The sequence below is a fragment of the Paenibacillus sp. 203 genome (assembly GCF_037027525.1).
Lineage (GTDB): Bacteria > Bacillota > Bacilli > Paenibacillales > Paenibacillaceae > Paenibacillus > Paenibacillus polymyxa_B.
Window position 1 is genome coordinate 15,855 of sequence record NZ_JAXCHD010000017.1, and the last position, 20,140, is coordinate 35,994.

The window sequence follows — 20,140 nt, forward strand, 5'->3', positions numbered from 1 at the left end:
ATCTGACCTATGAGCCTGCCCCTCTGTAGCGGCGAATTCCCCAGTTCCATGCCAGTAAGCCCAAGGTCAGAAAGACAATTCCCATCACAGGAGTTAAGAGAGCCATATGGCGCATGTCCTCTCGGTGGAGGAATAGGGAGGCTGGATATACACCAACAAAAGCAAAAGGTAGTATCCAAGTCAGCACAACCTGAATGGCTCGGTTATAGATCGTCACTGGATAACGTCCGTAGCCCTGAATATTGTACATGAGCGGGATAATTCCTGTGGGCGCATCCGAAAAGAATGAAATAGAAGTCAATATGGTGTAAATGCCTGTATAGATTGCCACGGCACTTAGGCTCAAAACGATCAGCGCTGGTACGAACCACCACTCCATAGCCAAGTCCATCTGTGCCCCGCTGATCCCCATTATAATCAGACCGATCACTGAGCCCACCAACGCTGGCGGGTCCACATTTTCAAGGAAAATCTGGAACAGATTATATGCAGGACGAGTCATTACCCGATCAAGCTCACCTTTCACAATATAACGCTCGCTAAAGTTCCAAAGGTTGACGAAACAGCTGAATAGTCCGTAAGGAACCATGAAAAATCCATAAACGAACACGACTTCATTTTCACTCCAGCCCCCCAAACTGTCTGTATGCATAAAAATAACCAGGATAAAAATAAGATTCGTGGCCTGAAACAGCAGGTCTGAAATCACTTCTACCCAAAAGTCAGCCCGATAGGTGAGCCGTGACTTCATGTAATTTTTCAAATATTCGCTAATGAGACCCAAATAGTACATCATCGGCTTACCCTCCCTGCACGAACAGACGTCTGCGCGCCAGTCGCCAAATGATGATCATCGGCACGAGCAGAACGACCAGCCAAATGATTTGGATACCCAGTACATTCCAGATGCCAACGCCCTTTACACGTCCCGTAAATACAGAACCCGGCAAATAGGTAATCGCCTGAAACGGCATCCATTGGGCGATCGTCGCCAGCCAGCCTGGAAACAAACTGATTGGCAAAATCAACCCAGAAAACAGATCTACAACTACGCGCTTCATACGCATCATGCCCTCATTATTTTCGATAAAAAAGGCCGTTAATCCCGTAATAATATTGATCTGAGTGTTGATCATAAAGCTAAAAAACAGCATGACCAGAAAACCAACCCAGGCTACCGGATCCGTGGGAAGCTTTACCGGAAATAACAGCATCGCAATCGCCATGCCTGGAATCATAAACAGCAGAAAACGGAACATACCCTCGCCGAGTCCTTGCATAAATTTAACAAGTACATAGTTATAAGGTCGGATCATCTGAATTGCAATGCTTCCATCACGTATATCCGTCGAGATCTCACGATCCAGATTGTTAAAATAAAAAGCTCTCGCCATCCACGATACTGCTACATACGTCGTCATCTGAGCAGCGGTAAAGCCTCCAATGCTACCCGCATCGCCATATATCGCTTTGTATGTGAAATAATACACGCCAATATTCATGCAATAAATAAGGATTCCTGAATAATAGTTCACACGATACGCAAGCATCGTGAGAAATCGGATACGAATAAAATCGGTGTATACGCTAAGCATGAACTTTGGCCTCCACTATCGGATTGCCCTGGCGTTCAGCCGAACCAGATTGATAGATACTGCGGACGATATCATCCGTGTTGGTTTCAATGATTTTGATATCCGTAATGTCCGTGCGACCGACTACGCAAGCGAGCACATCCGATACATTAATATGAAGAGGAATCCATACTTTGGCAGCCAAATCATTATCCATCGTCCAAGCCAGTGGCATATCAGCAGTCCATGCCTGTAATTGCTCCAACTGGGTCGATGTGCCGAACTGGAACCGTACTTCTCGACCTGTCCCCCAACGCGCCTTCAGATCCTCCAGACCACCATCATAAATGATATTTCCATCATCCAGCATAATGACGCGCGAGCACAGCGCTTCAATATCCTGCAAATCATGGGTCGTCAGCAAAATAGTCGTACCGTGATCCCGGTTCATGTCCTTCAGAAACTCGCGGATTTCGGATTTCACCATAATATCAAGCCCAATGGTCGGCTCGTCCAGAAAAACAATAGACGGATTGTGCAGCAAGGCAGCTACCAACTCACAGCGCATCCTTTGCCCGAGACTAAGCTTGCGTACCGGGCGGCTTAGCAGATCCTGCAATTGCAGCCTCTCTACCAGCTCATCCAGCCTACGTTTGAAGTCCGTAGCCGGAACCTGATATACTTTCCGCAGCAGTTGAAAAGACTCGATCACACCGATGTCCCACCAAAGCTGACTGCGCTGACCGAACACAACGCCAATGTTGCCTACAAATTTCTCGCGTTCCTCATAGGGGACATAACCGCCCACCTTGAGATGTCCCGATGTCGGCACGAGAATACCTGTCAGCATCTTAATCGTGGTGGACTTTCCGGCGCCATTCTCACCGATATAACCGCATATTTCTCCTTGCGGAATACGGAAAGATATATCTTTGACCGCGGCTACCTCGTTGTATTCTCGGGCGAATAAATCAAGGAAGGCACCCTTTAAGCCCTCGCGATTTTTTTGAACCTTAAATGTTTTGCGCAGATCCTGCACATCAATTGCCAGCATGTTATACCTCTCAATCAGGATTTGTAAAATCCATAGTTAAATTGATTGTGCTCCAAAAAGAAATTATAATGTAATGAACTGAAAAGCGAAAGGGAGAGCATCCATGACAAGCAGAACCAAAAGGACGATATGGTCGGTTCTAGCCGTGGTAATCGTCGCGATTGTCGGCTTTGCCGTGTACTATTTTACATCCATTTATAATCAGCTGGATAATCTGCATAAAGAGGGCGCTAACTCCCCCTTCAAAAATGTAAAGCAGGTCGATCAGGTTCGTACGCCAGAACCACCCAAGTGGGAAGGTACCGATATGGTTAACATTTTACTGATGGGTGTCGATGGGCGCGGTATCCAGAAAGGGGAAGTCCCCCGATCAGACAGCATGATGGTTGTATCACTGGACCCCGTTAAGAAAAAAATCCACCTGTTCTCTATTTTGCGTGATACGTACGTGGATATTCCCGGCTATGGAAAAAATCGAATTAACACCGCCATTACTCACGGACCCAACACGGCCATGAAGACGGCTGGCGATCTGTTAGGCATCCCGGTGCAATATTATGTCTACACGGATTTCCAGGGCTTTATCAAACTGGTGGATGCCGTAGGCGGGATTGATTTTGAAGTGGAAAAGGATATGCATTATACAAGTAATGCGGATAAACATCAGTACGATATTGATTTGAAAAAGGGCATGCAGCATCTAGATGGCAATACGGCGCTTCAATATGTGCGGTTCCGCCACGATGCAATGTCCGACTTCTCCCGATCAGGACGGCAACGGGCATTCTTGGAAGCCGTAGCCCAGAAAATGCAGACCACGACTTCCATCGCTAACTTGCCGAATATTTTAGAGCAGGTTAACCCGTACATCGACACGAATCTCAGTGTTAACGATATGTGGAAGCTGGCAAATGTGGGGTACCAAAGCAACTTTGCAGGCAGCGAACAGGTTCCACCGATGAAGATGCTCGGAGAAGAGAATGTGGGCGGCGCAGCAGTTCTTACGGTCCGCGATCCGGAAGAACTGAAAACGTATGTGCAGGATATATTTAATAATCCACCCACACAAACACAGGAACAAAACAAGGATCAGAACGAAACGAAACAGCCAGACAGTGCATCGTCTACCAAGAAGGATAAAGCTTCTTTTACAGGGGGCAGTAAAACCAGTAATGAGGATGCTTCCACACAATCAACAACAAAGACAGGTCAAAAAGAGCTATAATGATGTATGCAGGGGCAGCCGTGAACGCTGCCCTTTGGCGTGTGTATACCCTATTTTAATGAACGGAAAGGAAGTTTTTGATGATGAAACGGGAAAACTCCGAAGCACTATATAAAGAAGCCCTGGAGCATATAGTCGGGGGCGTTAACAGCCCTTCACGCTCCTTTAAAGCTGTGGGCGGCGGCGCTCCAGTATTCATGAAACGTGCTAAAGGTGCTCATTTCTGGGATGAGGATGATAATCGATATATCGACTATTTGGCGGCTTATGGCCCTATTATTACTGGGCATGCCCATCCCCATATTACTAAGGCCATCAGCGAAGCGGCCGCGAACGGCGTATTATACGGAACCTCAACGGTATTGGAAATTAAACTGGCGAAGATGCTGAAGGAAGCAATTCCTTCTATGGACAAGGTCCGGTTTGTGAATTCTGGCACAGAAGCAGTTATGACGACGATTCGTGTGGCACGAGCCTATACTGGGCGGAACAAGATCATCAAATTCGCCGGCTGCTACCACGGTCACTCGGATCTGGTACTTGTAGCCGCAGGCTCAGGCCCTTCCACGCTGGGCATACCGGATAGCGCAGGCATTACGACCAACATTGCGAGCGAAGTTATTACCGTGCCATTCAATGATCTCGACGCGTTGCGCCAAGCATTGGAGCGTTGGAGCGACGATGTGGCGGCAGTCATGGTTGAGCCGATTGTCGGTAATTTCGGCATGGTTATGCCGCAGCCCGGTTATTTGGAAGGGTTATGCTCGATGGCGCGTGCGAACGGCTCACTCGTCATTTATGACGAGGTCATTACCGCATTCCGATTCCACTTCGGTTCCACCCAAACGTATGCAGGTTTGGACAACCATGATGCGATTCAGCCAGATTTGACCGCTCTGGGCAAAATCATGGGTGGGGGTCTGCCGATTGGTGCCTACGGCGGCAGCAAGCACATCATGGAGCAGGTTGCCCCACTCGGCCCGGCTTATCAGGCGGGTACGATGGCCGGCAACCCGGCTTCCATCTCGTCAGGCATCGCCTGCCTTGAAGTCCTTCAAGGGGAAGGCGTGTACGAAGAGATGGAACGTCTGGCCGTGAGACTGACGGACGGTATTCAGTCCTCTGCCGAACGCTACGGCGTGCCATTGACGATCAACCGTATTCGTGGAGCGTTCTCGACGCATTTCTGTGATCATCCGATCACGAATTACGCACAGGCGCAGGATACGGATAGCGAAGCGTTCGCATCCTTCTTCCGTCACATGCTGGATCGCGGTATTCATCTGGCGCCATCCAAGTACGAAGCCTGGTTCCTCACAACAGCGCATACCGACGAAGATGTGGATGCTACGCTGGAAGCGGCGGACGATTCGTTCCGGGCGATGTCACAGGGTAAGTAAACCCAGCAGTAAGTGATAGAATATGAATTTTGATAAGAGCTGGAAGTAGTCTTAGGGAAGGGTATTCGACCTCTGGGACTTCGTTCCGGCTTTTTTTATTTGACAACTGTACCCGTACAGTTGCAGATTTTATGGATTGTATCAGGTGATGCCATCCGGGTATATTGAGAGAACAACAGGTTAAGGTCATGATTACGGAGGTTTATTATGCACAGTCGTTCCAGAAATGGAGCCGCCTATCTGGCAGCTCTCAGCTATGCAGCTATACTTGGATTTTCATTTTTATTTGTAAAATTGACAGTCACAGAGGCGAGCCCGCTGGATGTGATTGCCCATCGCTTTGCGCTGTCATTTATCGCTTTGACCGTTCCAGTGCTGCTCGGTTGGATTAAGCTCAACATCAAGTTACGTGACATTTCGCGCATTTTACCACTAGCACTGCTCTCCCCTTTAGTGTATTTTCCACTACAAGCCTTCGGGCTGATGAGCACTTCTTCATCGGAAGGTGGAATTATTCAAGCAACCGTTCCTATTTTTACGTTGCTGTTAGCTTCCTATTTTATTAAAGAGCGTACAACGGTAGTCCAAAAAATTTCCTTACTGCTGTCTGTCTTTGGCGTGGTTTTTATATTTGTGATGAAAAGCGGAGCACCACTAGCGTCCAATAGCTATGGAGGTATTCTTCTACTCGTGCTCTCTGCGATATGCCTATCCGGCTATAATGTGCTGGCACGACCCTTAACACAAAAGTACAGCCCCATGGAATTGACCTACGTTACCTCTATTTTGGGATGTATCGTTTTTAACGTGGTGGCACTAGGATACCATGCCATAGACGGCTCCATGAGCGCCTATACCGCTCCACTGGTGAAGCCTGGTTATTGGATGGCACTGATTTATCTGGGCATTCTGTCTACCCTCGTCACCTCGCTGTTATCGAGCTTTGCCTTGAAGTGGATCGAAGCCTCCAAAATGAGTGTGATCGGTAATTTATCCACCCTCATTTCCATGATTGCCGGTGCTTACATTTTGAAGGAGCAGCTCGCCTACTATCACATTGTTGGGGCTGTGATGATCATTATCGGCGTGCTGGGTACCAATTTCGGAGGGCGAAAAAACTTCACGCCGATCAAAACAACTTCGGCAAAATCACAAAAAACGGGCTAAAAATAGACACTCATTTGCCTGCAAAAAAAGAAATCTCCCAGCTGCACAATTGCAGCCGAGAGATTTCTTTTTTCACTTCTTAGTCTTCGTCGGATTAAATAGGATACGCCATGACACTCATTAATGCCAATTCCGGCTGTGTCGTGTCCAATCTGCTATATTGTACGATGATGGGCACATCGCTAGTGACCGTAATTGCGTAAGGAATGCCTGTCGGAATCCGTTCGCCGGATTTCTCCAACGAGGCTGTTCGGATATGACGGGTTCGTCTTCCTTCCACCACCTCGATCAATCCCTCCAATGGCTCGCGGTCTTCAAAATAGATGTCTATACTTAGATTTGCCACACGGCTCCCACAATTCAGCACACATATACTCTCATGACTGAGCAGCTCTCCCCGGCTTTCCGGTGGAATATACCCATCGGGGATGACCCAGAATCGGCTGCCTCGCGGCTGATTAGCCACCTTTTCCTGAGAAAGTTCAGCATTTCCCATACTATTGGCCTCCTTTACCCATCATACTTTTTGGCGCTTATGCCCCTTCTTCTAGCCGTACGGATTCTCCTTGGTACGCAACAGTTGAGCCAGAAAAGCAAGCGCCAATCCCTGACCCCAGCCCTGAAGGCGTTTGTACGGAACGTTACGATAGCCGTCAATATCGTTCATCACAGCAGTTCCAGCGGATACCCCCGTTACTGTGCCGTCGTCCTTAATGCGGGAAAGAATACCGTCGATCGCCTTTTGGGTGTATTTGTTAAACAATCTTCCTTGCATAAGCAAGGCAGTCGCAATTCCAGCCGAGCCCGAGGTTTCCAGATAAGAGGTATCATCGTTCAGCACCGTATGCCACAGCCCTTCTGGGGATTGCAGCCGCACCAGTGCATTGAGCTGGTCACGCAGCGAGCCATCGATGATCATATAAGATGGATGCTGCACCTCCACCAATTTCAGCGCTTTTGCCATCGTGAGGGCTGCCCATGAATTGCCGCGCGCCCAATATATTCCTGACATCCGGCTTTGGTTCGCATGATCCCATCCGTGATAATACAGATTCGTATCCGGGTCCTGCAAAAATTCTTCATGCCCGTGATATTGACGAGCTCCATCCTCCCAATACTCCTTGTTCCCTAGCAGATGACCGATACGAAGCAAATAATAACCGGCCATAAACATCGTATCCACCCATGCTTGCTGCGGAAATACATCATGAAGTGAATTCACCGTATGCTGGAAAATGCCGTCGGCAAACCGCTCCGCTTTTTGGGCCAAAAATTCTGCCATCTCGATGGCAATATCAAGGTATTTTTGCTCACCTGTGGCCTGATAAAGCGTCAACAAACAGTGCCCGACAGAAACGCCGTTCACCGAGAGAGATGGAAGTCCATCCTCGATATTTTCGTCAACCCATTCTTTCAGCTTAGTCAAATACTTTTCGTTCCCTGTCGCTTCATACGCTTCGCATACTCCGTAAAAGGCGACTCCGCCCGGCCAATCCCAGCTGTAGTGCATTTGAAAGGTGCGTTCTACGACCCGGTCGATCACCTGCTTAACTTGTTCTTCATCAAAAATCAATGCAGGCATTTCCACGTCTCCCCCTTTGGTAAGTTTCACGTGAGTTACCTCCTTGACGCCCGTACATGAAAAGGTCGTCCTTCAACGTAAATACATGCGCAGCGGTTGCAAATCCAGTTCCTTCACAGCATCCACCACCATGTCTGCAATACGAACCGCGCCATTCTCATGAAAATGCGTGTTATCCTCTAAGCCGCTGGAAAAGTTCATGTATTCACCAGGCAGCAGCCACATAAAAAGCTCTTTACTCTCTTCGGGACCCAGCTGCTCATATAACTCCTGCGTGCGGGCAGACAAATCGATTAGCGGCGCATTCGCTTCTTCCGCCAGTTCACGAACCGCTGTTACATAGTCACCATGTGTGTCAGATAGCGTACCATCCTCGTTAAAATAGCGGCGATGTACGGGCGTGACCAGCACCGGGGTTGCCCCATGGCTTCTTGTGCCGTCGATGTAGAGGCGAAGATGCTCCTTGTAGGTTGTAAAAGGCTCTGTAGCCCGCTCTGGATCAGGCTTCTGATCATTATGACCGAACTGGATGAACAGGAAATCTCCTGCCTTTATTTCGTCCAAAATGACATCCAGCCGTCCTTCTTCCGCGAAGCTTTTGGAGCTTCGTCCCGATACGGCATGATTATCCACGCAGACATCATGCTTGAACAGGGCGGGCAAAGCCTGACCCCAGCCAGTATACGGATAGCCGGAGGCGTCCTGATCCGTAACCGTGGAGTCTCCGGCTAGGAATAGCCGGAGGGTCTGTGGCGCTGGCGCAATCTCCAGCGCATTGAGCCGTGGCGCGGTGCCTGACACGGTGAGGCGTAGCTTGCCACCCCGGACTGGCACCGCAAACAGCGCTTCGATGAACTGGCCCGGCAGCGTGTGTACTGGGGGCAGCATGTGCTTGCCTTCACCAGCCTTGAATCGCGTGAGCGTTTCCGCCTGCGAATCGCCGACCAGTACGGTGACGAGATACATCCCGTCTGGCACATCTGCAACAAATGCAGCGTTCAGTGGAATACAAAAGCTGCTTCGTAGCCGCGTGCGTGCATCCTTGGCTGCACTCTGCCTTTTTCGACCGTATACATGCTCCGTCGTCTCGAAGCCATAGCCCTGTTCAGTTGTATATAAGCAATCCGGAGGCACTCCTTTGTAGCCATCCGCAGGCCCCCCCGGACCAAAATCAAACTTCCACAATGTACTCACCTCTCAGCCATCGCCCTCAAATCCCGTCCATTCAATCGTACAAACCCGGGTGCCTTCCATTTCTACTCGTAAGCTTCATATCCTCACGCTATGGATTTTGGATCTTACCCCTTCAAACCACTCGTACTCATTCCTTCTACAATTTGCTTCTGGAATGCGAAGAATACAGCGATAACTGGAAGCAGGCTTAGGATAGACATCGCGAACATTCCTCCCCAGTTGGAAGCCGACTCACTGTCGAGGAACATCTTGAGTGCAATAGATACGGTATATTTCTCCGGCGAATTCAGATACAGTACCGGACCAAGCAAATCCTCCCACTTCCAATAGAAAGAGAAGATTGCCGCTGTAGCCAACGACGATTTGAGTAAGGGTAAAATAATTCTGAAATACAGCCGGAACTTGCCGCACCCGTCAATCGTCGCCGCTTCATCCAACTCTGCTGGAATCGTTCGTATAAACTGCACCATCAGGAAGATGAAGAACGGCATCCCGAAAAAGGAGGGTACCACCAACGGTAAGATCGTATTGATCCAACCGAGCTTGGTGAAAATAATATATTGCGGTACCAGTACCACATCCCCTGGTAGCATAAGCGTCACCATCATCAAAGCAAACCACAAGTTACGCCCTTTGAATTTCAAGCGTGCGAAGCCAAATGCGATCAATGAAGAGGAAAGTACAGCTCCAATCGTTGAAATCACCACGATCGTGAGCGAGTTTAGAATGTACGTGCCAAAGTTGTAGCCAGTTGTCCCTTTCCAGCCTGTTACATAGTTTTGCCAGATCCATTCAGTAGGGAAAAGCGAGGATGCCGTGACGAATATCGTCCGACTTTCTTTAAACGAACTGAACAGCATCCAAAAAACGGGATACAGCATCAGGAGCGCCAGTGCAGCAACCAGTATGTGATAAATTGGCCATTTGACCGTTTTCCATGCCATCGGTATCAGCGCCCCTTTTCCGTTTCATAAAATACCCAGTATCTGGAGGTTATAAATAAAATCGCTGTCAGTATCCCAATCATAATGAGCATGACCCAAGCCATGGCTGCCGCATATCCCATGTTGCTGAACATAAACGCCTGCCGGAACAGATACAGTGAATGCAGCATCGTTCCATCCATCGGGCCTCCTTCACCCTTAGAAATAACATAAGCCGGGACGAAGGTCATAAAAGCGCTGATCGTCTGCATAATCAGATTAAATAGAATAATCGGGCTAAGCAACGGTAGCGTAATACTGAAAAATTTTCGTACTGGCTTAGCGCCATCTACACTGGACGCCTCGTACAATTCAACAGGAATGTTCTTCAAACCTGCCAGAAAAATCAGCATGGAGGAGCCAAATTGCCATACGGACAGGGTGATCAGCATCGTAAGCGATGCATCCGGGTCACCAAACCATTTCACCGGAGTCGCCCCTAAGGTCGAAAGCAGGCTGTTCACTATGCCGTTATTACTGAAAATGTTCCGCCACATAATGGATACCGCAACGCTACCTCCGATAATCGACGGCAGATAGTACATTGTCCGATAGGTGCCGACCATGCGCGATTTGGTATTCAAAATCATAGCCACAAACAGCGCGAAAATCAGTCGCAACGGTACACCGACCAGCACATACGTAAACGTGACCCTGATCGAATTCCAGTACTTCGGGTCGCCTGTGAACATTTTTTCGAAGTTACCCAGACCAATCCATTTGGGCGGGGTGAACAGGTTGTAGGTGGTAAAGGACAGATACAGCGAAATAAACATTGGAATTAACGTAAACGCCAGAAAGCCCACAATAAACGGGCTGATAAACGCATATCCGGTCATATTGGCTTTCAAGCTCTGATGATTTCGCAAGCTCATCAAGCCTCCCTTCTGTTGCTTTTAAAGAAATAGAAAAACTTTACGTTGTTAATAATTCGTTGTTATACGAATATTATTGTGATGTCTGCAAAGGGTGCTTATGCAGTTGGTTCGTCGAATCAACCGTGCGCAATCATGCTTTGGACTACGCACGGTTAACTTAACGAAACGTTCCTTGGATCTTGTCGTTCTTATGCTAAAACGATGTCAGATATCCTAAAGATCTCATTGCGCTCATTATTGCTTGTTATTCGCAAGGATAGTATTCGCATCAGCCCGGAATTTGGCCGCTGCGTCTTCAGCCGTCATCTGTCCGAAATTGACCTGCTCAATATAATCGGTCAGAGTCGCAATTACCTCCGGCGATCCGACTGGCGGCGGCGGGCTCATTGGAGAAGCCTTCGGCTCCATGGAAGCTACAAATTCAAACACCTGCTTCGTAGGCTCGCTTAACTCTGGCGCAACAGCCTCCTTGATTTTGGAGGAAATTGGCACGCCCCGTTCGCCTTTAATCAATTTATTCGCTTCTACATCATTCATCCAGAAATCAATAAACTTTGCGGCCTCATCCTTTACCTGTGAACGGGAAGCAACCGTCCAGTACATCGTAGGCTGCATGTATACGCCTTTTTCCATATTCGGCCCAAACATTGGAGCCAGTGCCATTGGGCGGTTAACAACCTGCTGTAAGCCCACATACTGATTGGACCACTGCCAAATACCGATGCCAGTTCCTTTTACAATATCGGATTCCTCAAGAATCCCCTTGGTCTGGTTCATAATTTCAGGAGGCGGGGTCGCTCCCTTCTTAATCAGATCAGCCAATCCGCTAAAGAAGTCAACAAACAGCTTATCGTCGTCATACCCCAATCCTGTTCCTTCCGCATTGTAGAGAGTCTTTCCTTGCGTACGCAAATAGTAGTGGAAGAAAATATCAGCAGCCATCGAGCTGTCAAAGTATACTTTATTGGAACCAGCCTTTAAAGCCAGTTCTTTGTACTGATCCCATGTCCAGTTGTCAGGGATTTTGTCTATACCCGCTTTTTTGAGCAACGCCGGGTCATACTGGAAACCCAGAACATTGACACCGGTTGGAATACCATATTGCTTTCCGGCAATTACGCCGGTTTTGAGTACATTTTCGGTCACATCAGCGACCTGAATTTTTTGATTCAAGTAAGGCGCGAGATCCTCCAGTTGACCATTTTTCGCATATTGGCTAATGTACGAAATGTCCATTTGCACGATATCAGGCAACTGATTAGCCGCAGCCTGCGGGGCGAGCTTTTTCCAATAGTCATCAAAAGAGGCATATTCCACATCAATCGTTACATTAGGATTTTTCTGCTTATACAAATCAACGACCTTTTGCGTGTATTCATGACGCGTATCCGATCCCCACCAAGCGATACGTAACTTTACTTTCCCGTCTGCACTTGTGCCCGAATTGCTGCCGCCGTCCGCTCCGCTACATGCCGTCGTCAAAACGAGCAGCATAGCTATGATCAGAAACCATCCCTTTTTGCCCACCTATCTCTCCCCTTTTCGCTGTTCTAGAAAGGAGCCAAATCACGAGTGACAACGCATTTACGCAATTTTGATAGCGTTTACATTAGCTCCTGTTGTTATTTTCCCAAAAGCAGAGAAACATTGGAATACACAAATCAGGTTTCCTGGGTTTAAAAAACAGTGGGGGCCATCAGCTCATCCCCGTTCATGTGACTTAATATACTCGGAAGGCGTCATACCCGCCCATTTTTTGAACACCTGGCTAAAATATTGCGCGTTCCCACCGAAGCCGAACCATTCCGCCAGTTCAAATACCTTCACGTCTCCTGTCTCTCGAATATGCTCAGCCGCACGTTCGATCCGATAACGATTGACGTAGTGTGAAAAGTTTTCCCCTGTCACCTTTTTGAAAATTTTTCCTAAGTAGTCGGAATTCATATACAGCATTTGACCTGCCACTCCGTTCAGCGACAGATCGGATTTTCTGTAGTTTTGCTCAATAATAGTGATCATTTTATCAACGGTGGAAGATTGGCGATACACATTACTTTTATAATAGATTGCGGTCATTCGTTCGGCAGCTTCCTGTACAAAAGATTTGAGACATGCCAGCGTTTTTTGCTCTGCCAGCACCACCATTCGGCTCGTAAACGCCGCACGCTCTTCTTCAGGGCATATACGGATCATAGCGGCATAGAGCTGAAGCACATAGGAGCGGGTCACGGAGATTTCCAGCTTCATCCGGGACAAAATACCGAACAACCGATCCACTTCCTGTGCAACCTCCACCGTATTTCCAGCCTTGATTAGCAGACCGAACTTCTCCTCGTCCAGCTCCAAATCTGCCATCTCCCGGGTATCCTCAGCCGCTAAATCCTCCTTCGTAATCAAACTGCCCTCCCCGGTGTAAAAACGGTGATTCATACAATGTAGTGTCTCCCGGTACATCCCCCGTGAATGCTGCATACTATCCGACTCACTAACTGCGACTGTTACCTCTAGCTTGTAAAAGCGATGAAATGTCGCACGTACCGCTTCAATCTGTTTCATAAACCGTGACGTGTCATCCTCACTTTCCAGCACGATGAGCAATTGCCCCTGCATGGTCGTACTGAGCAAGACATCATCCATCAAATCTGCCGCTATATTTTGCAATGCAAACAAATGCTCCGGCTCATGGGATTCCTCCACCCGCAGCAGCAGCATTCGAACCTGCTTATCTTGCAATTCAATTCCGAATAACCGCTCATAAAATGCGATATCACGGCTACCGTAAGTTTTATAGGAAATAAACTCCTTCAAAAAGTGTTCCTTCACATGAGGCAGCATACGCTGAAAATCTAGCTTCATCCGGTTTACAAACTGCTTGCGTTCTTCCTGCTCCTCCCGCTCCTGCCCCAACTCGGTCAGAGCCTCATGAATTTGTCGCTCATTGCATGGCTTCAACAAGTAGTGCTTCACCCCGTATTGCATGGCCCGACAGGCATAATCAAAATCTTTGTAACCAGACAACAGAATGAAACGGACGTCTGGAAAATGCTCCGTCGTTTTGGCAACCAGTCCGATACCGTCCAATCCAGGCATAGAGATGTCGCTAATCACAAAGTCAGGCGGGCTGGCCTGAATCTGATCATAAGCCTCAATCCCGTTACGTGCCGTACCAACCAATCTCGTTCCCGCTTTTCCCCAATCAACCACCTGTGATATGCCTTCCAAAATCATACGCTCATCATCAACCAGTAGCACCTTGTACACGACCCTGATCCCCTTTCACATATGGAATACAGACATGAATCGACGTTCCTGTTCCTGACTCGCTATGCAGTTCTATCCCCCAAGGTGTACCAAATGTCAGGTTAATCCGTTCCTCAATATTCGTAAGTCCAATGCCCTGCCCACGAGTCATGACCTGCCCGCTCCGCAGCTTTTCCAAGAAATCCGGCGTCATTCCCGGTCCGTCATCTTCAACTCGTAGAAATAAAGACCCCTCGCTTTCTCTCGCAATAATAGCAATCCGACAGGGTTCAATTCGCGGCTCCAGCGCATAATGAATGGCATTCTCCACCAAGGGCTGAAGCGTTAGCTTCGGAATTTGTGCATCCATCAGTTCTTCCGGGACATCCAGATGGAAAACGAGACGTTCATCAAAACGTGTTTTTTGGATCGTTACGTAGCTCCTTACAATATCCAGTTCTTTTCGAAGCGGAATCAGCTGCTCTTCAAAACTGACCGCACTACGCAATAGAAAAGCAAGTGCTTCCACCATCTCTGAAATCCGATCCTGCTTATTGGCCTTGGCGAGCCAGTTCACGGATTCCAGCGTGTTGTATAAAAAGTGTGGATTAATCTGTGCCTGTAATGCCTTTAGCTCTGTTTCCCGCAGTAATAGCTGCTTGGCAACATTCTCATTAATGAGCTCACGAATGCGACGAATCATTTTCTTATATGTCCGATGTAACAAGCCTACCTCATCCTGTGTGGAAAGGGGGACCGCGCCAAGTGCTTCTTCTTCCAAACGGTCGAGATCGCCTTTTTCTATTTTACGCATGTTCTGGATTAATTGAACAATCGGTTTGGTAATGCTCCCTGACAACCTAGCCCCCAGTGCCAATGCGATAAGAAGCATAATTACAAAAATAGCGCTTACAACTTCTTTAATGATCGTAATACTGCGAAACATATCATCGAAGGGGGTCATATGCAAATACGTCCACCCCGTATAAGAGGATTTGATTTGAGCAGCGAAAAAGGTTCCTCCTGAGTAGGTCGCAATCCCGTAAGGCTGCTTTCGGCCAAGCTCCGCCTGGATATCACTCTCACTCAAAAGTGGTGTTTCGGGATAAATCATCCGTCTTCCATCTGTAATCATCAGTTGTCCGTCACGGCCGGAAGTTTGCACACGATCCGCTACAATCCGGTCAATTCGCACACGAATCGCAAGCGTTCCGAGCCCATTCAGTGTAAAATTGGAATCGGTAAAGGATTTGAACTGCCGAGCGGCCAGCAAGGAGGAATGACCTGCCGCATACCATGCATTGGAACCGTCATGTTCGTCTGCCAGCTCCGACAGGGTGGATCGAAGCTCCTGGGGAATACCTTCGCGGTTGCCCGCGCTCATGACCTGTCCCTCTTTATCGATTACTATCATAGAATAGACATAGGTCTCAGAGCCGGCAAAGGCGACGAGCCTATTCGTTATTTTTTTACGCAGCACCATTTTGGTATAAGGTGACTTTTCCTTTTCCAATTGCAGCAAATAACGTTGAAGCTGCTCGTCCGTTGTTACCTTGAAAGTAACTTTTTCCACATCCTTCAGCTCATTTTCTATGCCGATTGAAGAAATATTGAGTACTTCGGATGTTTTTTTGTACATTTGATTATCATAAATATGAAATACGTACTTAAGTATGACTGCAACAACTGCAAAATTAACCAGCATAAGCACCGTAATCAGCAGTACCATTTTATGATGGATTCCAGCATTTTTATAAGCGCTTTTAAAGTAGGTAATCAGTGAATGTCGCCTCCTTTATAACATACAAATACCCCATGCCTTGGTCATTCGGCAAGAGGTATTTGTATTTGCTTAGCGTTGATCGGTTGGTTTCGATTTGTCCGCCTTGCTCATATATTCGTCGTATCGGTCATCAAGTTCCCGTGCCATACTCCGGTATTTACGCGTCTCCTCAACAATGGGATCGATATGAGTCTGAACCCGCACCTCATATTTAGGACTGAGTCTTTCCCGCTTCTGGGCCTCATTCTCACGAATTTCGCCTTCCGTCAGCAGTTCACTGAGCTGGCGTTCCAATTCTTCGGATTGGCTCATCGCGATTTCCTCCTTCATGATGATGTTCTACGTAGAATTATAATCCGGTTGCGTCTGCTTCTTTCAGCACTTGAATAAGTTGAGAATGAATAGCTGTATTCGTCGCTGCAATATGCCGTACACTCAGGTCATAAGGTCTGCCCAATGTATCGGTAATGGTGCCGCCTGATTCCTGCACCAGCAAAGCGCCCGCTGCCACATCCCACGCATTCAAACCAATTTCGCAATAGGCCGACAGCCGTCCTGATGCTACATAAGCCAGATGCAATGCTGCCGAGCCCATCGCCCGAATGCCGCGTACCTGAGGTGTAAGAACCTGCGTAATTTTCATATTTAGCGGTTGTGCATACGTACGATCCGGCGGGAAGCCGACGCACACCAGACTATCTCCCAGTGTTTCTTCTCTCGATGCTTGCATGCGATTGCCATGTACATAAGCGCCTTTTCCTTTTTCCGCTACAAACATTTCATCACGGGACGGATCATAAATAACCCCGACAATCACCTCTCCACGATGGGCCAAGGCAATTGACACACTGTAATACGGCAGACTGTGTACAAAATTGGTAGTCCCATCTACCGGGTCAATAATCCATAGATATTCCTCTTCACGGGCAGCCTCTAATGCGCGGGCCGAAGCTTCGGCTCCCGGCTCTACACCCTCTTCACCCAAAATAGCATGATCGGGAAAATGGGTCAGAATCAGTCTGCGAATCATCTGCTCTGCCCCTTTATCTACCTCGGTCACTAGATCCGTAGGAGACTGTTTGGTATTCAAATGTTCAACAGTTCCCAGCCTGCTTTTAATCCATTCCCCGGCTTTGGATGCCGCGTTAATAGCCACGGCAGTATAGCTTTTTCCTGATACGATATAGGGAACCTTTTCGTTTTCATTTTCGTTCAACGTGTTCACTCTACTTTCTATATCATTGTTACGTGGTTTACGAAGCTGCTCTACAACACAGTCTCTTAACCATCTCTGTTTCAGTACAAGTTTGCTAGTTTACACATTCTAGTATACACAATAATCTGCATAAAGTTTCTCTAAATGGGAGCTTTATCCGCAAAATGCTACTTTCTAAGGCATAATTTCTACGGAAGCTCCATCCAGCACTTTAACCCCATTAGCTTCCTGAAGGCGCAGTTCATTCATCAACCCGAATAACGCTTCATCCTTAAGTTTGGCTTCAAGCATGACATCAATCCGATCCGTATATCCGGCAATATTGCGCAAAAAGGTAAGCAAGGGCTCCACTAGAACACCGTCCGCATGGCCCCGAGGATCTTTTTCACTTTTGGGGCTGGACGCATGGATTTTGGGCGGCAATGGATGATCCACAGAAGATCCGGCTTGGGCCAATTCCCCTGTCCAGGTATCCAAAATATCCGGCCATAGCTCCCACGGCTTTTCCCCCTCATTATTCACCCATTGATGATGAATATCGAGAACCATCGGTAACCCCGTCAATTTGCAAGCCTCCAGCGTTTCCACCGCATTGAACGTTTTATCATCATTTTCCAGCGTTAACCGTTCTCTTAACGAAAGATCCAGAGCACTAACCTGCTCTACAAAACGCTGGCCTGAGGTCACCTTATCTCCGTATGCACCACCAATATGAATGTTGTTCTTGGCTTCGGCACCGAGTCCCATGGCCTCCAGCATCGCTTTGTGGTACTTCAGATCATTAATGGAGCTCTGCAACACCTCAGGACGGGGAGTGCTTAACACTGTAAAATGATCGGGGTGAAACGATACCCTCATCTTATTCGCCCTGACATAGTTCCCAACCTCTGCAAAGTCAGCAGCAAGCGCCTGAAAAGGGTCCCAATCTCGCAGATCCTGATGGGTCGCGAGCGGAATCAGCTTGGATGAGAAACGATAGACCTGGATATCACTCGCGCGATTATGGCGCAGCAGCCTCAAAGTATTATGGAGATTTTCGGCTGCTATCCGTTCTAGCTTGCGGATTGCAGCTTCTCGGTCTCCAATCTTGTTAAAGCTGCTCAATGTCATTGTTTTAGAGGGGGATGCATTTTGAACGTTAACCGACATGGCTACATAACCGAACCTTACGATCATAGGGTGTCTTCCTTTCAGCAGTCGCAGTAGATGGTAAGGTCGCTTTCGTTCAGTGACCTAAAACCCTTTTCTACTGATCATACCCGGAAAAGCACCTGCTGATTCGGTGTTATCGCACAAATTGCAAGAAGAAAACAGCTAGGATTGCTGCTGTGCTCCAAAAAACATTTCATCCGCCAATGCGGTCTGAATTCTTGATTCCTCTTCATTCAGCTTACGAATGAGGATCATTTCAACTTCGGTCACTTCATCGCCCTGGAAATTAATTTCGGCGATACAGCCCACAATCTGCACGATGGCTACTGCCACGTTGTCCACGCTGTAAGCGATGACCTTCTGGCCTGTCGGAAACACGCGCAGCCCGGATTTAACCATTTTGCCACGTCCGTATTCCAGCAGTTCGTAAAGTTCTTGCTCGCTCTTGAATTTGCACACGGAGTTAAATTCAGTTTGAAAGCCCATGTGTAACCGCCACCTTTCATCATTAAGGGTTTAGTGTAGTGCTCAAAGATATGCCATATATATGAACAAAAAGGAGAGTGATCAGCTCCCCTTTGTTTCGTTTATGAGTTCTCGTAGTGCAGTGCCGACCTGCGCTCATAACGCTCCAATGCAAGAGCAATCATGCGATCCAGCAGACTTGCATAGGATACGCCAGTTTCTCTCCACAGCAATGGATACATACTGAACGGTGTAAAGCCAGGCATCGTATTCACTTCATTAATAAGGATATGTCCGTCCGAGCGTCTGACGAAGAAATCGGCACGGGAAATCCCGCAGCCTTCCAGAGCACGGAATGCTTGCAATGCGGCTTCACGAATACGATCTGCCACTTCCTCATCCAACGGTGCCGGAATAAGCATTTCCGATTGGCCATCCGTATATTTGGCAGCGTAATCGTAATAATCACTCGACGATACAATTTCACCCGGTACCGAGGCAATCGGCTCATCATTGCCAAGTACGCTGACCTCAATCTCACGGGCATCGACGTACTCCTCGACAATCACCTTTAGGTCAAATTGCAAAGCCAGATCTACAGCCTTTTCCAGCTCTTCTCGGTTACTGGCTTTGGAAATACCGACACTTGATCCCAGATTAGCCGGTTTGACAAAGCAAGGATAACCTAGCTCGGTTTCCATGTTACGTACCAGATCATGACTGGTTTGGGCCCACTGTGTACTATTAAAATAACAGTATTTCACTTGCGGCAATCCTGCATGCTCAAACAGCTTCTTCATGACGCCTTTATCCATACCTGCTGCCGAAGCCAGCACTCCCGCACCGACATAAGGCATATCCGCCATTTCGAACAGACCCTGAATCGTTCCGTCCTCGCCAAAGGTGCCGTGCAGCAACGGAAACAGTACATCCAGCGTCTGCTCTCCGTACAGCTTGCCGAACAATGTATCTAATGCCGCCTTGGTGCCGCCCTCTGCGCGTTCCAGCTTCAATTGCTCTACAGAAGCCAGAGGAGCGCTTAATAGCGCCCCTCTACGCCAATCGCCAGCCTTCGTAATATAAAAAGGAATGATCTCGTATTTCTCATAGTTAAAAGCGTTCATTACCGCATACGCCGTTTGCAGCGAAACCTCATGTTCGCCCGATTTGCCACCGTACACTAGCCCTACGGTCAATTTTTGATTTGCCATGCCTATCCTCCGCTTT

At 47.9% G+C, this 20,140-nt stretch carries 19 protein-coding genes; 3 read left to right on the top strand and 16 right to left on the bottom strand.

All coding sequences use genetic code 11. The annotated features are described in order from the left end of the window. Window positions 1-7: 7 nt before the first annotated feature. From WA407_RS24540 to WA407_RS24550, 3 genes are read right to left on the bottom strand one after another with little or no spacing between them, the layout of a single operon-like run. The gene (locus tag WA407_RS24540; RefSeq protein ID WP_336078610.1) at window positions 8-796 is read right to left on the bottom strand and encodes an ABC transporter permease; all 789 of its coding nucleotides are present in this window, start codon (window positions 794-796) and stop codon (window positions 8-10) included. 4 nt (window positions 797-800) lie between these two features. Further along, window positions 801-1,595: an ABC transporter permease gene (locus WA407_RS24545; RefSeq protein WP_053324641.1), complete on the bottom strand. Its 795-nt coding sequence runs from the start codon at window positions 1,593-1,595 to the stop codon at window positions 801-803. Next, window positions 1,588-2,628, bottom strand: a complete 1,041-nt coding sequence (locus WA407_RS24550; protein ID WP_028540997.1) for an ABC transporter ATP-binding protein — start codon at window positions 2,626-2,628, stop codon at window positions 1,588-1,590. The genes WA407_RS24545 and WA407_RS24550 overlap by 8 nt, the downstream gene beginning before the upstream one ends. A gap of 103 nt (window positions 2,629-2,731) precedes the next feature. On the opposite strand from WA407_RS24550, the gene WA407_RS24555 reads away from it, so the two are divergent. The 3 genes from WA407_RS24555 (at window position 2,732) to WA407_RS24565 (ending at window position 6,420) form a co-directional block, all read left to right on the top strand. Further along, window positions 2,732-3,853, top strand: a complete 1,122-nt coding sequence (locus tag WA407_RS24555) for an LCP family protein (RefSeq protein WP_069291107.1) — start codon at window positions 2,732-2,734, stop codon at window positions 3,851-3,853. Between the two features lie 83 nt (window positions 3,854-3,936). Further along, window positions 3,937-5,253 (top strand): glutamate-1-semialdehyde 2,1-aminomutase, encoded by a 1,317-nt coding sequence (locus WA407_RS24560; protein WP_269465967.1) that lies wholly within the window; start codon window positions 3,937-3,939, stop codon window positions 5,251-5,253. A gap of 207 nt (window positions 5,254-5,460) precedes the next feature. After that, window positions 5,461-6,420, top strand: a complete 960-nt coding sequence (locus WA407_RS24565) for a DMT family transporter (RefSeq protein ID WP_336078611.1) — start codon at window positions 5,461-5,463, stop codon at window positions 6,418-6,420. A 94-nt stretch (window positions 6,421-6,514) separates the two neighbouring features. Here WA407_RS24565 and WA407_RS24570 read toward each other — a convergent pair whose 3' ends face one another. The 13 genes from WA407_RS24570 to WA407_RS24630 all read right to left on the bottom strand — a co-directional run bounded on the left by WA407_RS24570 (window position 6,515) and on the right by WA407_RS24630 (window position 20,124). Then, window positions 6,515-6,916, bottom strand: a complete 402-nt coding sequence (locus WA407_RS24570) for a sensory rhodopsin transducer (RefSeq protein WP_336078612.1) — start codon at window positions 6,914-6,916, stop codon at window positions 6,515-6,517. Window positions 6,917-6,967: 51 nt separating this feature from the next. After that, complete coding sequence (locus WA407_RS24575; RefSeq protein ID WP_336078627.1) at window positions 6,968-8,002, bottom strand: glycoside hydrolase family 88/105 protein; 1,035 nt, start codon at window positions 8,000-8,002, stop codon at window positions 6,968-6,970. A gap of 72 nt (window positions 8,003-8,074) precedes the next feature. Continuing rightward, window positions 8,075-9,187, bottom strand: coding sequence for a rhamnogalacturonan acetylesterase (locus WA407_RS24580; protein ID WP_336078628.1), 1,113 nt, complete (start codon window positions 9,185-9,187; stop codon window positions 8,075-8,077). Between the two features lie 113 nt (window positions 9,188-9,300). Beyond that, window positions 9,301-10,140 (bottom strand): carbohydrate ABC transporter permease, encoded by an 840-nt coding sequence (locus tag WA407_RS24585; RefSeq protein WP_023987016.1) that lies wholly within the window; start codon window positions 10,138-10,140, stop codon window positions 9,301-9,303. A gap of 5 nt (window positions 10,141-10,145) precedes the next feature. Continuing rightward, on the bottom strand, window positions 10,146-11,054 hold the full coding sequence (locus tag WA407_RS24590) for a carbohydrate ABC transporter permease (protein ID WP_023987015.1): 909 nt from the start codon (window positions 11,052-11,054) through the stop codon (window positions 10,146-10,148). A 237-nt stretch (window positions 11,055-11,291) separates the two neighbouring features. Beyond that, window positions 11,292-12,584 carry an ABC transporter substrate-binding protein gene (locus tag WA407_RS24595; RefSeq protein ID WP_069291103.1) on the bottom strand — a complete coding sequence of 431 codons (1,293 nt, stop codon included), beginning with the start codon at window positions 12,582-12,584 and terminating at the stop codon, window positions 11,292-11,294. Between the two features lie 174 nt (window positions 12,585-12,758). Further along, window positions 12,759-14,318 (bottom strand): response regulator transcription factor, encoded by a 1,560-nt coding sequence (locus WA407_RS24600; RefSeq protein ID WP_029515766.1) that lies wholly within the window; start codon window positions 14,316-14,318, stop codon window positions 12,759-12,761. Continuing rightward, complete coding sequence (locus tag WA407_RS24605) at window positions 14,296-16,026, bottom strand: sensor histidine kinase (protein WP_336078613.1); 1,731 nt, start codon at window positions 16,024-16,026, stop codon at window positions 14,296-14,298. Before WA407_RS24605 ends, WA407_RS24600 begins: the two co-directional genes overlap by 23 nt. 123 nt (window positions 16,027-16,149) lie before the next feature. Beyond that, window positions 16,150-16,392: a hypothetical protein gene (locus tag WA407_RS24610; RefSeq protein WP_029515768.1), complete on the bottom strand. Its 243-nt coding sequence runs from the start codon at window positions 16,390-16,392 to the stop codon at window positions 16,150-16,152. Between the two features lie 37 nt (window positions 16,393-16,429). Next, window positions 16,430-17,296 (bottom strand): inositol monophosphatase family protein, encoded by an 867-nt coding sequence (locus WA407_RS24615; protein ID WP_250259425.1) that lies wholly within the window; start codon window positions 17,294-17,296, stop codon window positions 16,430-16,432. Window positions 17,297-17,470: 174 nt separating this feature from the next. Continuing rightward, window positions 17,471-18,472 (bottom strand): UV DNA damage repair endonuclease UvsE, encoded by a 1,002-nt coding sequence (uvsE, locus tag WA407_RS24620; protein ID WP_254329096.1) that lies wholly within the window; start codon window positions 18,470-18,472, stop codon window positions 17,471-17,473. A 138-nt stretch (window positions 18,473-18,610) separates the two neighbouring features. After that, a complete protein-coding gene (locus WA407_RS24625; RefSeq protein WP_007428793.1) occupies window positions 18,611-18,934 on the bottom strand; it encodes a hypothetical protein in 324 nt (107 codons plus the stop codon). Window positions 18,935-19,035: 101 nt separating this feature from the next. After that, window positions 19,036-20,124 carry a D-alanine--D-alanine ligase gene (locus WA407_RS24630; protein WP_039270664.1) on the bottom strand — a complete coding sequence of 363 codons (1,089 nt, stop codon included), beginning with the start codon at window positions 20,122-20,124 and terminating at the stop codon, window positions 19,036-19,038. Window positions 20,125-20,140: the final 16 nt, after the last annotated feature.

Excerpts from the sequence above, each read along its gene's own strand:
- WA407_RS24540 (WP_336078610.1), bottom strand. The coding sequence starts at position 796 with ATGATGTACTATTTGGGTCTCATTAGCGAATATTTGAAAAATTACATG.
- WA407_RS24545 (WP_053324641.1), bottom strand. The coding sequence starts at position 1,595 with ATGCTTAGCGTATACACCGATTTTATTCGTATCCGATTTCTCACGATG.
- WA407_RS24550 (WP_028540997.1), bottom strand. The coding sequence starts at position 2,628 with ATGCTGGCAATTGATGTGCAGGATCTGCGCAAAACATTTAAGGTTCAA.
- WA407_RS24555 (WP_069291107.1), top strand. The coding sequence starts at position 2,732 with ATGACAAGCAGAACCAAAAGGACGATATGGTCGGTTCTAGCCGTGGTA.
- WA407_RS24560 (WP_269465967.1), top strand. The coding sequence starts at position 3,937 with ATGAAACGGGAAAACTCCGAAGCACTATATAAAGAAGCCCTGGAGCAT.
- WA407_RS24565 (WP_336078611.1), top strand. The coding sequence starts at position 5,461 with ATGCACAGTCGTTCCAGAAATGGAGCCGCCTATCTGGCAGCTCTCAGC.
- WA407_RS24570 (WP_336078612.1), bottom strand. The coding sequence starts at position 6,916 with ATGGGAAATGCTGAACTTTCTCAGGAAAAGGTGGCTAATCAGCCGCGA.
- WA407_RS24575 (WP_336078627.1), bottom strand. The coding sequence starts at position 8,002 with ATGCCTGCATTGATTTTTGATGAAGAACAAGTTAAGCAGGTGATCGAC.
- WA407_RS24585 (WP_023987016.1), bottom strand. The coding sequence starts at position 10,140 with ATGGCATGGAAAACGGTCAAATGGCCAATTTATCACATACTGGTTGCT.
- WA407_RS24590 (WP_023987015.1), bottom strand. The coding sequence starts at position 11,054 with ATGAGCTTGCGAAATCATCAGAGCTTGAAAGCCAATATGACCGGATAT.
- WA407_RS24605 (WP_336078613.1), bottom strand. The coding sequence starts at position 16,026 with ATGGTACTGCTGATTACGGTGCTTATGCTGGTTAATTTTGCAGTTGTT.
- WA407_RS24610 (WP_029515768.1), bottom strand. The coding sequence starts at position 16,392 with ATGAGCCAATCCGAAGAATTGGAACGCCAGCTCAGTGAACTGCTGACG.
- uvsE (WP_254329096.1), bottom strand. The coding sequence starts at position 18,472 with ATGATCGTAAGGTTCGGTTATGTAGCCATGTCGGTTAACGTTCAAAAT.
- WA407_RS24625 (WP_007428793.1), bottom strand. The coding sequence starts at position 18,934 with ATGGGCTTTCAAACTGAATTTAACTCCGTGTGCAAATTCAAGAGCGAG.
- WA407_RS24630 (WP_039270664.1), bottom strand. The coding sequence starts at position 20,124 with ATGGCAAATCAAAAATTGACCGTAGGGCTAGTGTACGGTGGCAAATCG.